Source organism: Citrobacter sp. Cpo040 (assembly GCF_030332915.1).
Lineage (GTDB): Bacteria > Pseudomonadota > Gammaproteobacteria > Enterobacterales > Enterobacteriaceae > Citrobacter > Citrobacter portucalensis.
Genome location: NZ_JAOWGX010000034.1, coordinates 1,182,483 through 1,197,143, shown reverse-complemented (window position 1 = coordinate 1,197,143; position 14,661 = coordinate 1,182,483). Strand labels below are relative to the sequence as shown.

At 52.3% G+C, this 14,661-nt stretch carries 10 protein-coding genes; 8 read left to right on the top strand and 2 right to left on the bottom strand.

What is annotated here, in order from left to right:
* The first annotated feature begins 32 nt into the window (after positions 1-32).
* Positions 33-902: a DNA-3-methyladenine glycosylase 2 gene (alkA, locus tag OGX86_RS10590; RefSeq protein ID WP_286639998.1), complete on the top strand. Its 870-nt coding sequence runs from the start codon at positions 33-35 to the stop codon at positions 900-902.
* Here alkA and OGX86_RS10585 read toward each other — a convergent pair.
* Positions 870-4,199, bottom strand: a complete 3,330-nt coding sequence (locus OGX86_RS10585) for a diguanylate cyclase (protein ID WP_286639996.1) — start codon at positions 4,197-4,199, stop codon at positions 870-872. The two genes, alkA and OGX86_RS10585, sit on opposite strands and share 33 nt — an antisense overlap.
* Positions 4,200-4,514: 315 nt before the next feature.
* Between OGX86_RS10585 and udk the strand changes: the two genes are divergently transcribed.
* The 3 genes from udk (at position 4,515) to asmA (ending at position 7,709) form a co-directional block, all read left to right on the top strand.
* Positions 4,515-5,156, top strand: coding sequence for a uridine kinase (udk, locus tag OGX86_RS10580; protein WP_003036776.1), 642 nt, complete (start codon positions 4,515-4,517; stop codon positions 5,154-5,156).
* Between the two features lie 91 nt (positions 5,157-5,247).
* Positions 5,248-5,829, top strand: a complete 582-nt coding sequence (gene dcd / locus OGX86_RS10575; RefSeq protein ID WP_003834269.1) for a dCTP deaminase — start codon at positions 5,248-5,250, stop codon at positions 5,827-5,829.
* A gap of 26 nt (positions 5,830-5,855) precedes the next feature.
* Complete coding sequence (gene asmA / locus OGX86_RS10570; protein WP_267447578.1) at positions 5,856-7,709, top strand: outer membrane assembly protein AsmA; 1,854 nt, start codon at positions 5,856-5,858, stop codon at positions 7,707-7,709.
* A gap of 44 nt (positions 7,710-7,753) precedes the next feature.
* Here the strand turns inward: asmA and OGX86_RS10565 are convergent, their stop codons facing one another.
* Entirely contained in the window at positions 7,754-9,337 is a 1,584-nt protein-coding gene (locus tag OGX86_RS10565) for a TerC family protein (RefSeq protein WP_032941964.1), read from the bottom strand.
* A 655-nt stretch (positions 9,338-9,992) separates the two neighbouring features.
* Here OGX86_RS10565 and OGX86_RS10560 point away from each other — a divergent pair.
* The 4 genes from OGX86_RS10560 (at position 9,993) to wcaA (ending at position 14,661) form a co-directional block, all read left to right on the top strand.
* Entirely contained in the window at positions 9,993-11,132 is a 1,140-nt protein-coding gene (locus OGX86_RS10560; protein WP_003834266.1) for a polysaccharide export protein, read from the top strand.
* Between the two features lie 5 nt (positions 11,133-11,137).
* Positions 11,138-11,587 carry a low molecular weight protein-tyrosine-phosphatase Wzb gene (gene wzb / locus OGX86_RS10555; RefSeq protein WP_032949610.1) on the top strand — a complete coding sequence of 150 codons (450 nt, stop codon included), beginning with the start codon at positions 11,138-11,140 and terminating at the stop codon, positions 11,585-11,587.
* Positions 11,584-13,746: a tyrosine-protein kinase Wzc gene (gene wzc / locus OGX86_RS10550; RefSeq protein ID WP_286639993.1), complete on the top strand. Its 2,163-nt coding sequence runs from the start codon at positions 11,584-11,586 to the stop codon at positions 13,744-13,746. Before wzb ends, wzc begins: the two co-directional genes overlap by 4 nt.
* A gap of 72 nt (positions 13,747-13,818) precedes the next feature.
* A complete protein-coding gene (gene wcaA, locus OGX86_RS10545; RefSeq protein ID WP_000206145.1) occupies positions 13,819-14,661 on the top strand; it encodes a colanic acid biosynthesis glycosyltransferase WcaA in 843 nt (280 codons plus the stop codon).

Sequence of the window (14,661 nt, the reverse complement as noted above, 5' to 3'; positions counted from 1 at the left end):
ATGCTGTAGGTTTGCGTAAAAAGGAAAACTGAATGTTCACGCTGAGCTGGCAACCACCTTATGACTGGCCCTGGATGCTGGGATTTCTTGCCGCCCGTGCGGTTGAAGGTGTCGAAACCGTAGAGGAACTGAGCTATGTCAGAAGCCTGTCCGTAGGGGAGCATCGTGGTCTGGTGCGCGTTGTCCCGGATCTGCACGCCAACGTGCTACACGTGACGTTGAGCACAGGGTTACAGCCGGTCGCCTCCGAGTGCCTGGCAAAAATAACGCGCTTGTTCGATCTTGGCTGTTGTCCGCAGCAAATTATCGCCGCGCTGGGTAGCCTCGGTGCGGCGCGTCCGGGACTGCGCCTGCCGGGATGTGTCGATGCGTTTGAGCAAGGGGGGCGGGCGATTTTAGGGCAGTTAGTCAGCGTATTGATGGCCGCGAAACTGACGGCGAAAGTGGCGCACGCTTACGGGGAAGCGCTGGAGGATGCGCCCGAGTATGTGTGTTTTCCTACGCCGGAAGCGCTTGCCAATGCCGATCCACTGCACCTGAAAGCGTTAGGAATGCCGCTCAAACGCGCTGAAGCGTTGATTCACCTGGCTCATGCAACCCTTGAAGGAACGCTCGCGACAACAGCCCCTGCCGATATCGAACAAGGCGTTAAGCAGCTACAAACGTTTCCCGGGATAGGGCGCTGGACCGCCAACTACTTTGCACTGCGCGGCTGGCAGGCGAAAGATGTTTTTCTGCCGGATGATTATCTGATTAAGCAGCGTTTTCCCGGCATGACACCGGCCCAGATCCGACGTTATGCAGAGCGCTGGAAACCCTGGCGCTCCTATGCGTTATTACATATCTGGTATACGGATGGCTGGCAGCCGTCAGTTGATGGCGAAATTACTGGTATTCAGTAACAGGTCCAGCGGTTGGGCGTCGGCAATGATATCGCCATAAATCATATCAATCCCGATGCCAGAAAGCGCATCCATGATCAGCGGCAACTGCACCGGGCCGGCGATGGTTTTAATGTCCAGACGCTGAGCATGGCCCTGGATAATGGACACCCACATTTCGTCAATCAAGTTACCGTGGACGCTGGCGCTTAGCTCGCTGTCGAGCAGCAGGTAATCGACAATGCGATATTTCAGGTTGTCAAAGAGCTCTAAATCGCGACCAACCTGACTTAATACAATTCGACAACCGTACTGACGCAGTCGATGCAGGGCGGATATAGCCTGCGTTGGGTTGGTTTTGAAGACGCTTGCCGGAACGGTCAGATGCAGCAATCGCGGCGGTAGTGGACTGCGTTGCAAGTGCTCCAGCAACTCATCGATAAGTTCTGTGTTGAGCAGGCCGACGGCGGAAAGGGGCAGGGCAATACTGAGGCCCTTACTGGCTACTGCTTGGGCAGAGTTCTGGAAGAACTCGCTAAATACCCGACGGTCAAGCGCCTTGCTTAACGCGGGATCGACCAGCCCGGCGCGGAAGGCTTGCTCCTCAATGACTTCACCCTCAGCGGTGCCTAAGCGAAGCGAGAGAAGCCAGAAGCTAAACGTCTCCGGTATACGCGGGGAAGCCACACCTCTGGCGATCATCAGCATTGGGTTGTGCATAATGGTGTGTCTTTGTTCATCCAATGTCAGTTGACTACGCGCGGCATGGGCCTGGCTTTGCTGAGGTTCATAGACACAGACTCGCCCACGGCCGCTGTTTTTCGCCGCGTAGCAGGCGATATCGGCCTGAGACATCACATCGGTCGCGACATGGTTTTTCTCATCAATGAGCGTAATCCCCGCACTGGCGCCAATGCGGTGTAACCGGCCCTCCCACATAAAGTGGTAATCGTTGATGGCGCTGATGATGCGACCTGAGATAAAGCGGGCGCTTTCGATATTACAATCCGGTAGCAACAGACCAAACTCGTCGCCGCCCAGGCGTGCCAGCATATCGCTGGATCGCAACATGCTGAGCATAAGTGCAGAGAGTTCACGCAGCAGAGCATCGCCGGCGGCATGACCCGCGCTGTCGTTCACCGCTTTAAAACGATCCAAATCGATAAAAACCAGTACATGGCTCTGGTGCGTGTCGTGTACCGAATGCAGCAATTGTTTTAGATGGTTTTCGAAGCTGACCCGGTTTGCCAACTGGGTCAGGTCATCATGCGAGGCGCTGTAGCTAAGCTGGCGGAGCATCTTCCGCGACTCTGTGACGTCCTGAATAACCAACACCGAGCCAATGCTGCCGCCGTCGAGGGTGCTGAGGGGCGTGATGCTGTACTGAATGTCATAACTGTTGCCGTTACGACAATGCAGGACCACTTCCTGTTCGATTGCCGTACGCGACATGTCAGCACTGTAGATATTTTCCATCAGCGGACCGTTCTCGCCAAAAGTAATATGTAGTACCGTCAATAGCGGAATGCCGATGGCACTGTCCTGCTGCCAGCCGCTCATTTTCTCAGCGACCGGATTCATAAAGGTCACGTTCATCTCGACATCAATACAAATCACCGCTTCGCCGATTGAATCCAGCGTAATGTGAAGGCGCTCTTTTTCCTGATACAGCGCTTCGTTAAGCTGCTTGACTTCGGTCATATCCATATTGATACCAAGTAAGCGTTCAACTTCACCGTCTTTATTCAGTACCCGGTTGGCCAACGAGCGGATATGGCGTATGCCATCTTTTACCGCGATACGAAACTCAAGCTTAAACGGAGCCCGTGCGGCCAGTGAATCACGAATTACATTTTCGGCGTACTCACGATCTTCGGGTACCACGCACTCATACCAGACTTGCCAACTGGGCTTGATATGCGCAGGAACTTCGTAGAGATCGAACATCCGTTTATCCCAGCTGATCACGTCAGGCTGGAGTTCCCATTCCCAGATCCCAATCCCCCCGGCTTCATTGGCGAGGGTAATGCGCTCCATCAACCGTTTGTTAATCCACTCGGTATGCTTCAGGTCGTTAATGTCCTCAACCTGCGCGATAAAATAGAGTGGGGTATTGTCGCTATGACGCACCAACGAAACGGCCAGCAACGCCCAGACGACGTCGCCCGAACGGGTGTAATAGCGTTTTTCCATGGAGTAGCTGTTGATTTCCCCGCGCGCCAGCATATCTAACTGCTCGAGATCATTATTCAGATCTTCCGGCCAGGTTAATTGCTGGAAGGTTAGCGAACGTAGCTCATCCTGGCTGTAGCCCAGAAACTGGCACAACGCTTTATTCGCCTGGAGCCATTGCCCCTCGGTCCCCACCAGCGCCATACCAATCGCGGAATATTCCATGGCATTGCGAAAGCGCGATTCGCTTTCAGAGATATGTTTGCGTTCGGCCCGAAACGCGTACATCACCATCGTCATCATATTGGCCGGCAGCAGGATCATCAAAAACGGCAGCCAAGGCAGGCTGGTCGTCAAGTTGGGTTTTGGGATGTAGAGCAGCGAAGGGTCGGCGGCCAACATCATCGAGACCATCATCACGGTGCTGAGGAAAATTAAAAATGCCTCCATTCGCGGCAGACGAACAGCGCTCCACATCAACAGGACGATAACGCAGGTAAAAGGCCATGGAAGATACATCATGGACAGCCAACTGAGCGTCAAGGTCACCAGAAGTGTGATGACGGTTTCAAGCAGTAACCGTGGGTCGCGGTGGCGGAGCAGATAATGGGGCTTAAACAGCAAACCTAACGGCACCAGCGCCAGCGCGCCGATGGACTCTGACAGCACCCAAATAAGAAAGGTATTTAACGAGGTTTCCTTTGGCAGCAATAACCACAGTAGCAAGCCGCCCAACACGGGAGGAACCACGGCGCTGCCAAAAGCCAGGCGCGCCCAGTCGTTGAGATTTTGTAAGGGATTGTACCAGGGCAGCAGTTTACGCAATAGCATTGCGCCAACGACAGCCTCAATAATGTTGATAGCAGTATAGGTGAAGCTAAGCGATTCACCGGGGAAGAAGAGTAAGGACGCACCGATATTACCAAATGAACAAGCCAGCGCAATTCCCGGCCACATCTTTCCCGCATGACGGTAAAAAGCCACCATCATGATTGACGTTGGGAACCAAAGCGGCGCCAGCTGTGCGCCGAAACGTGACAGTTCCAGCGAGAATAGCGTAAAAATGAAAGCCACCAGACCTAAACTGGCCAGGCGCAGTAGAGGATGGGGTAAGGTAACTAAAACATGTTGGGATTGTTTACTCATTACCACTCTACCCAAATAGCCGTTGTCGCCCAGCAGAGATGCCGGACGCATCACATTTAATCTGGGATTATGCTAGTACAAACAATTTACAATTTATACGCCAGCTGCTCATAAATTAACACTCTCAAGCTATTAATTCCTAAGGCAGGTGAATAAATATAGCGGCTGTTCTAAATCTGACCATTTTAATTTGCGACAGGGACAGCATTGGTGCAGCCTGGGGTGGCATCGCGCCGCTGAAATCCCTATAATTGCCGCGTTTGGCGTTTCGACGCCGCCCTTCCTTACATCCAGGTTAATCAGGTCGCTAAATTTATGACTGATCAGTCCCATCAGTGCGTCATTATCGGCATTGCCGGCGCATCGGCTTCCGGCAAGAGCCTTATTGCCAGTACTCTTTATCGCGAATTGCGTGAACAAGTCGGTGACGAACATATTGGCGTTATTCCCGAAGACAGCTATTACAAAGATCAAAGCCATCTGTCGATGGAAGAACGCGTAAAAACCAACTACGACCATCCGAACGCGATGGACCACAGCCTGCTGTTTCAACATCTGCAAACGCTGAAGCGCGGCTCTGCCATTGAGCTGCCGGTTTATAGCTATGTTGAGCACACGCGTACGCAAGACACTATTCATATCGAACCGAAGAAAGTCATTATCCTGGAAGGCATTTTGCTGCTGACGGATGCGCGTTTGCGCGATGAGATGAACTTTTCTATTTTTGTTGATACGCCGCTGGATATTTGTCTGATGCGCCGTATCAAGCGGGATGTGAATGAACGTGGTCGTTCAATGGATTCGGTGATGGCGCAATACCAGAAAACCGTCCGTCCAATGTTCCTGCAATTTATTGAGCCTTCAAAGCAATACGCCGACATCATTGTGCCGCGCGGGGGTAAAAACCGCATCGCCATCGATATTCTGAAGGCTAAAATCAGTCAGTTCTTTGAATAAGTTCAGCGAATTGTGTACCGTTCAGTGATAACCTGGTTCACCCTTAACGCACCTGGCATTAAGGGTTTGAAGCACGAAAGGAGAAAGTGCCATGCGTTTATGTGACCGAGATATTGAAGCCTGGTTGGATGAAGGTCGCCTGTCGATCACTCCACGCCCTCCTGTCGAGCGAATCAATGGCGCCACGGTAGATGTGCGTCTTGGCAACAAATTCCGTACGTTCCGCGGTCATACGGCGGCGTATATCGATTTGAGCGGACCGAAAGATGAAGTCAGCGCCGCGCTGGATCGCGTGATGAGTGATGAAATCGTCCTCAAGGACGGCGAGGCATTCTTCTTGCATCCGGGTGAGCTTGCGCTGGCAGTAACGTTCGAATCCGTGACGCTGCCTTCCGATCTCGTCGGTTGGTTAGATGGCCGTTCATCTCTGGCGCGTCTGGGACTGATGGTACACGTCACCGCACACCGTATCGATCCGGGCTGGTCTGGCTGTATTGTACTGGAGTTTTACAACTCCGGAAAATTACCGCTGGCTCTGCGTCCGGGCATGCCGATTGGCGCGCTAAGTTTCGAACCGCTTTCCGGTCCGGCAGCGCGACCATACAACCGTCGTCAGGATGCGAAGTATCGCGACCAGCAGGGCGCCGTTGCCAGCCGGATCGATAAAGACTGAGTGTTTTTCAGTCCATTGGGGATAGCATGAGACGATTTCTGACGACGCTGATGATTCTTCTGGTCGTGCTGGTGGCCGGCTTTTCTGCGTTAGTACTGTTGGTGAATCCGAATGATTTCCGCGCGTATATGGTCAAGCAGGTTGCCGCACGTAGTGGGTATCAGCTGCAGTTGGATGGCCCCCTGCGTTGGCACGTATGGCCGCAACTGAGTATCCTCTCAGGGCGAGTGGTGTTAACAGCTGAAGGCGCCAGCGAGCCTCTGGTTCGTGCCGACAATATGCGTCTCGACGTCGCGTTGTGGCCGCTGTTGAGCCACCAGCTCAGCGTGAAGCAGGTGATGCTCAAAGGCGCAGTGATTCAACTGACCCCGCAAACTGAGGCGGTGCGCGGTAAAGATGCGCCCGTTGCCCCAAAAGACAATATGTTGCCCGATCTGGCGGAAGACAAAGGATGGTCGTTTGATATCGCCCGTTTGCGCGTTGCCGACAGTGTTCTGGTATTCCAGCATGAAGACGATGAACAAGTTACCGTTCGTGATATTCGTCTGGAGATGGAACAAGATAGCCAGCACCGCGGCACGTTTGATTTTTCCGGGCGTGTAAACCGCGATCAGCGCGATCTCGCGTTATCCTTTAACGGCACGGTCGATGCCTCCGATTATCCGCATAACTTATCTGCGAATATTGAGCAGTTAAGCTGGCAATTACAGGGGGCCGATCTGCCGCCGCAGGGGATCAACGGTCAGGGACATCTTCAGGCGCAATGGCTGGAAGAGAAAAAACAGCTTTCGTTTAGCCAGATAAATTTGACCGCTAATGACTCTTCTTTCTCTGGGCAAGCGCATGTGGCCTTGTTGGAAAAACCGGAATGGGCCGTCGACCTGAAATTTGGTCAGCTCAATCTGGATAACCTGCTCGTACAGCATGACGCAGCGGCGACAGCAAAAGGTGACGTTCAGCAAGGTCAGAGTCAGTCAACGCTGGCGCGCCCCGTCATTGCTTCCCAGGTTGATGCCGTTTCGTATCAGGGACTCAAGGGTTTTTCGGCAGACATCGCTTTGCAGGCTGACAAAGTGCTGTGGCGGAAAATGGCGTTTGAGAATGTTTCGGCAAAAATAGACAACCAGTTCGGCTTACTGAACATTGCGCAGTTGCAGGGAAAAAGTGATGGCGGGCTGATCTCACTGCCCGGCACGCTGGATGCCAGAAAGGGAGAACCGCGAGCGGTCTTTCATCCGCGTCTGGAAGGTGTGGAAATTGGCACGATTCTGAAGGCCTTTGATTACCCCATCGCACTCACCGGCAAGCTGTCGCTGGCGGGAGACTTTTCCGGCTCAGATATTGATGCCCAGGCGTTTCGCCATAGCTGGCAAGGGCAGGCCCATGTCGAAATGAACGATACGCGAATGGAAGGGATGAACTTCCAGCAGATGATTCAACAGGCTGTAGAACGCAGCGGTGGGGATGTTAAATCTCAGCAAAACCTCGATAACGTGACCCGGTTGGATCATTTTGTAACCGATATGACGCTGGATAACGGAGAGGTGACGCTGGATAACATGGCAGGCGAGTCCGCGATGTTGGCGCTAACCGGCAAAGGAACGTTAGATCTGGTGAAGCAGAATTGCGACACGCTGTTTAACATTCGCGTGCTGGGCGGTTGGGATGGCGAAAGTAAGTTAATTAGTTTCCTGAAGGCCACCCCGGTTCCTCTCAGGGTCTATGGCCAGTGGCAATCACTGAACTACAGTCTGCAAGTTGATCAGCTTTTGCGTAAGCATCTGCAGGATGAAGCAAAACGTCGTCTGAATGACTGGGCAGATCGCAATAAAGATTCCCGCAACGGCAAAGATGTTAAAAAGTTGCTGGATAAGCTCTGATTCATATTGCCGGATGGTGGCTAATGCCCCATCCGGCCCGTGACTTACACCTCGTAATCCATCTCTTCTTCACCGTGTAGCGGTATCAGCTGGACCTTTTGCACGCGATGATTTTCCACCTGCAGGGTTTTCAGTCGGTAGTCGCCAACCTGAACTTCCTCCCCGGTTTTTGGGATACGCTGCAAATACTCCATTAACAGTCCGGCAATGGTGTGATACTCACGCTTATCGTCTAACGGGATAGGCACGTACTGCACCAGGTCTTCCAGTGGCATATGTCCGTTAGCGGTCCACGAACCATCGGCGTTTTTCTGAATATCATGGCGGGCGTCGATTTCCTCTACCTCGTTTGGCAGATTGCCGGCGATGGTTTCCATCACATCACTCAGCGTCACAATCCCTTCGACGGAACCAAATTCATCGGCTACAAACGCGAAATGCGTCCGGGCATTACGGAACTGCTCAAGCGCCGGAAGCAGCGGCAAGGTCTCCGGGAACACCAGCGGCTGGCGAATCAATACACGCAGGTCGAGCGGTTCGCCGCGCAGAGACTGTTGCAGCAAATCGATGACATGCACCACGCCCAGCAGTTCCTCCTGCTCGTCTTCGCCAGTGACCACCAGACGCGTATGCTGGTTTTTTTCCAGTAAGGCGCGGATTTCTGCTTCGGGCGCATTGAGGTCGATATGTTCAATATCGTGGCGCGAGGTCATGATACTGCTGACGGTACGCTGATTGAAGTTCAGCACACGTTCAATCATCCGCCGCTCCTGAGGCGCAAAAATCTGACCTTCATGATGATCCGCCAGCATCGCCGCGGTTTCGGCATCCAGTTCGGCATCTTCTTTTTGCCCGCTCAGCAGCCGCATTACCGCCTCGGCGGTGCGCTGGCGCAGAGTATGGTTGGCTGAGAGGAAGCGACGACGGTTAAAGATAGCCAACTGGTTCAATGCTTCGATCATGACCGAGAAGCCGATGGCCGCGTACAGGTAACCTTTCGGGATATGGAAACCAAACCCTTCGGCCACCAGACTGAAACCAATCATCAGCAGGAAGCTCAGACACAGAATAACAATAGTTGGATGGCTGTTAACAAAGCGCGTCAGCGACTTGCTGGCCAGCAACATCAGGCTGATGGCAATAATGACTGCCGCCATCATCACCGCCAGGTGATCAACCATGCCAACAGCGGTAATGACGGAATCCAGAGAGAAGATGGCGTCCAGCACCACGATCTGCGCGACCACACCCCAGAACTTAGCGCCTTTGCGCTGGGTGGGGTTATCGCTGTCTTTCCCTTCCAGCCGTTCGTTGAGCTCCATAGTGGCTTTAAACAGTAGGAAGAAACCACCGAACAGCATGATCAGATCGCGGGCGCTGAAGCTGAGATCGCGAATGCTGAACAGCGGCGTGGTCAGCGTTACCAGCCAGGATATTGATGCCAGCAGCAGCAGGCGCATAACCATTGCCAGCAGTAGCCCTGTAATACGCGCCTTATCCCGCTGGGCAGGAGGTAGTTTCTCCGCGAGGATGGCAATAAAAACAAGATTATCAATGCCAAGAACAAGTTCGATCACGATTAACGTGACCAGTCCGGCCCAGATTGACGGATCGGCAATCCATTCCATAGTAAATGCTATACCCATAGTTGTATGACAATTGTCACAATTCGATCATGGGTAAAACTGGCGAAAAATGCAATGGCGAGAAGGGATTTCTCTGTCGGTTATATCAGAACTGATGCAGGATAATAGCCTTAATGTAACTACAGGAAATGATTTTATTAATCTAAATATATTTAGGAAATATCGCAGGTGGAATATTTCTATATCAACATTGTCAATATCAATAAAATCCTAAAAATATATAAATCCGACGCTTAATATTAATCTTAAAAGCCAGGTATCGGCGGTTTGCTATCTTGCCTGATATTCGCATAGCTGCAACAATTCTTGCGGTAATAATCAAAAGATAAATATTTCCTCATCAATCAGTGGCGCCATTCCCGATGCGTTAACGCTGTAAATGTGATGAAAATAAAGGAGAAGATAAAAATTTAAATTAATCAGTGCATTGGTAGCTAGTGAAGCCAGGGGCGGTAGCGTGTCTGGTCGCCTGAAACAAGCCTAAATTATTCTGTCAAGAGACCGCAGATGAATTCATTTTTTTTAGGACTGATGCCAGTTAAATTCCATTTAAATTAACGGCAAGGTAAATACGTACAGGCGAAGTCGCTATTTAGATTGCATGTGATAAATACTCTGCCAAAGTGATAAATAATCAATGATGAAATCCAAACTTAAATTGATGCCAGTATTGGTATCGGTAATCTTGATAAACGGTTGTACCGTGCTTCCGGGCAGCAATATGTCTACGATGGGCAAAGATGTGATTAAACAGCAGGACGCTGATTTTGATATCGATCGCATGGTGAATGTTTATCCACTCACGCCACGGCTGGTCGAACAATTACGTCCTCGACCAAATGTTGCACAGCCTAATATGTCGCTGGACCAGGAGATTTCCGGATATCAGTACCGGGTAGGCCCGGGGGATGTCCTGAATGTGACCGTCTGGGACCATCCTGAACTCACCACGCCAGCCGGGCAGTACCGTAGCTCAAGCGATACCGGCAACTGGGTGCAGCCTGATGGCACCATGTTTTACCCCTACATCGGCAAAGTCAGCGTGGTAGGAAAAACGTTGGCAGAGATTCGTAGTGATATTACCGGGCGCTTAGCGAAGTACATTGCTGACCCGCAGGTGGACGTTAATATCGCCGCTTTCCGCTCGCAGAAGGCTTATGTCTCCGGGCAGGTAAACAAATCCGGCCAGCAGGCCATTACCAACGTGCCGCTTACCGTTCTCGATGCCATCAACGCCGCTGGCGGTCTTACCGAGGCGGCAGACTGGCGCAACGTTGTACTGACTCATAAAGGGCAAGAGCAACGCATTTCACTGCAAGCGCTGATGCAAAATGGCGACCTGAGCCAGAACCGTCTGCTCTATCCTGGCGACATTCTGTTTGTGCCGCGTAATGACGATTTGAAAGTCTTTGTGATGGGCGAAGTGAAAAAACAGAGCACCCTCAAAATGGACTTCAGCGGCATGACGCTTACCGAAGCGCTGGGCAATGCCGAAGGTATCGACCTGACCACCTCCAATGCCAGCGGCATTTTCGTTATTCGACCATTGAAAGGCGAGGGCGGGAACAACGGCAAGATCGCCAATATCTATCAGCTTGATATGTCCGATGCGACGTCGCTGGTGATGGCAACATCATTCCGACTCCAGCCATACGATGTGGTGTACGTCACTACCGCGCCGGTTGCTCGCTGGAACCGTTTGATCAATCAGTTGCTGCCGACTATTAGCGGTGTTCGTTATATGACGGACACGGCCAGCGACCTTCACAACTGGTAATCATCATGTTTAACAAAATCTTAGTTGTCTGTGTGGGGAACATTTGTCGTTCCCCGACGGCAGAGCGTTTATTAAGGCAATTTCATCCGGCGTTAACGGTCTCTTCAGCCGGTCTTGGGGCGCTGGTGGGGAAAGGCGCGGATCCGTGTGCTATTAGCGTGGCGCAGGCGCACAACCTGTCACTGGATAATCATTGTGCCCGGCAGATCTCGGGACGCATGTGCCGGGAGTATGACCTGATCCTGACCATGGAGAAGCGCCATATCTCTGCCCTGTGTGAAATGGTACCGGAGATGCGCGGCAAAGTGATGCTTTTTGGGCACTGGGACAGCGAGCGCGAAATTCCCGATCCGTATCGTAAAAGCCGTGATGCGTTTGACGCGGTGTACGCATTACTTGAACGGTCTGCCCGCCAATGGGCTCAGGCACTGAACGCAGAGCAGGGAAAACAATGACAGAAAAAGTTAAACAGTCTGCTGCGCCGGTAACGGGCAATGATGAAATCGATATTGGTCGTCTGGTTGCAACGGTGGTGGAGGCCCGCTGGTGGGTATTAGGCATTACCACGGCTTTTGCATTGTGTGCCGCGGTCTACACGCTGTTCGCCACACCCATCTACAGTGCGGACGCGCTGGTGCAAATTGAGCAAAATACCGGAAATTCACTGGTGCAGGATATTGGCTCGGCGTTGTCGAACAAACCGCCGGCCTCGGAAGCGGAAATTCAGCTCATCCAGTCGCGTCTGGTATTAGGGAAAACGGTAGACGATCTTAACCTCGATATCGCCGTTACCAAAGATACATTCCCTATTTTTGGCGCGGGCTGGGACCGGCTGATGGGCCGCCAGAACGAAACGGTTAATGTGACCACCTTCACGCTGCCAAAGGCAATGAATGAACAGACCTTCACGCTCAATGTGCTGAATGACACAAGCTATCAACTGGTGAGTGACGGGGGTTTTAGCGCCCGGGGGCAAGTCGGCAAGGTGTTGGAACACGATGGCGTGACGATGCTGGTTGAGGCGATTCATGCCAGCCCGGAGAGCCAATTTACCGTCAGCAAATTCTCCACGCTGGGCATGATAAACACCCTGCAAAATAACTTGATGGTGACGGAAACGGGCAAAGACACCGGCGTATTGAGCCTGACGTTTACCGGCGAAGACCGCGAGCAAATCCGCCAGATCCTCGACAGTATTACCCGCAACTATCTGCAACAAAACGTGGAACGTAAATCTGAAGAGGCCGCCAAAAGTCTGGCGTTTCTGGCAAAGCAACTGCCTGAGGTGCGTAATCGGCTGGACGTTGCTGAAAACAAGCTGAACGCCTTTCGTCAGGATAAAGACTCCGTGGATTTGCCGCTGGAAGCCAAAGCGGTGCTGGATTCGATGGTGAATATCGATGCGCAACTGAATGAACTGACCTTTAAAGAAGCGGAGATTTCCAAGCTGTTCACCAAAGCGCATCCGGCGTACCGCACGCTGCTGGAAAAACGCCAGGCGCTGGAAGATGAGAAAAGTAAGCTGAACGGGCGCGTAACGGCGATGCCGAAAACGCAGCAGGAAATTGTTCGTCTGACGCGTGATGTGGAGTCCGGTCAGCAGGTCTATATGCAGTTGCTGAACAAGCAACAGGAACTGAAGATTACCGAGGCCAGTACGGTTGGCGATGTGCGCATTGTCGATCCCGCGATTGCCCAGCCTGGCGTGCTGAAGCCGAAAACGGCGCTGATTATTCTCGGCAGTATCATTCTCGGTTTAATGCTTTCCGTGGTGGGCGTATTGCTGCGTTCTCTGTTTAATCGCGGTATTGAAAGCCCGCAGGCGCTGGAAGAGCATGGTATCAGCGTGTATGCCAGTATTCCGCTATCTGAATGGCAAAAAGCGCGTGATAACGTTCAGACCATTAAAGGTGTGAAACGCTACAAGCAAAGCCAGCTGTTGGCCGTGGGGAATCCAACGGATCTCGCCATAGAAGCGGTACGTAGCCTGCGTACCAGCCTGCACTTTGCCATGATGCAGGCGCGTAACAACGTATTGATGCTGACCGGCGTCAGCCCGTCGATTGGTAAAACGTTTGTCTGCGCCAACCTGGCGGCAGTCATCAGCCAGACCAACAAACGCGTGCTGTTGATCGACTGCGATATGCGCAAAGGCTATACCCACGAACTGCTGGGGACCAATAACGTCAACGGCCTGTCTGAGATCCTGATTGGTAAGGGGGATATCTCATCCAGCGCCAAACCGACATCGATTCCGCATTTTGATCTGATCCCTCGCGGTCAAGTCCCTCCCAATCCTTCCGAGCTGTTGATGAGCGAGCGTTTCGGCGAACTGATTGCCTGGGCCAGCTCGCACTATGACCTGGTGCTGATTGACACCCCACCAATTCTGGCGGTGACCGACGCGGCGATTGTTGGCCGTCATGTCGGCACCACGCTGATGGTGGCGCGTTATGCGGTCAACACGCTGAAAGAGGTGGAAACCAGCCTGAGTCGCTTCGAGCAAAATGGCATCCAGGTGAAAGGGGTGATCCTCAACTCGATATTCCGCCGAGCCAGCGGGTATCAGGATTACGGCTACTACGAATACGAATATACGTCGGATGCGAAATAAATCACCAACCCTGCCGGATGCGGCGAAAACGCCTTATCCGGCCTACAAAAGCGTATCTATCCGGAAACGAAAATGACGACAGAAAACCCGCTAATTTCAATTTATATGCCAACCTGGAACCGCCAGCAGCTGGCCATTCGGGCGATTAAATCGGTGTTGCGCCAGGACTACCCTCACTGGGAGATGATCATTGTGGATGATTGCTCTTCATCATATGAGCAGTTGCAGCAGTTTGTTGAGGAACTCAACGATCCGCGTGTGTCGTATACGCATAATTCCACCAACTCCGGGGCCTGCGCGGTGCGTAATCAGGCCATTATGCAGGCCAATGGACAATACATTACGGGGATTGATGATGATGATGAATGGACGCCGAACCGCCTGAGCGTGTTCCTGCAGTATCGGCATCAACTGGTCACACGGGCGTTTCTGTATGCCAATGACTATGTCTGTGAGGGCGAAGTGTATTCGCAGCCGACCAGTCTGCCGCTCTATCCGAAGTCCGTATATTCGCGCCGCAGGTTTTATAAACGCAACATCATTGGTAATCAGGTATTTACCTGGGCATGGCGGTTTAAAGCATGCCTGTTCGATACCACGCTGAAAGCGGCGCAGGATTACGACATCTTCCTGCGCATGGTGGTGGCGTATGGCAAACCGTGGAAGGTCAAAGAGGCGACGCAGATCCTGCATGTGAATCACGGCGAGATGCGTATTACCTCATCGCCGAATAAATTCTCCGGTTACTTTCAGTTTTACCGCAAGCACAAAGGCAAATTTGACCGGGCCAGCAAGAAATATCAGCTGTTTACCCTCTATCAGATCCGCAATAAAAGGATGAACTGGCGCACGCTGCTGACGCTGCTTTCTGTTCGTAACAGTAAGCGTCTGGCCGACGGACTGCGAGGACGCTAA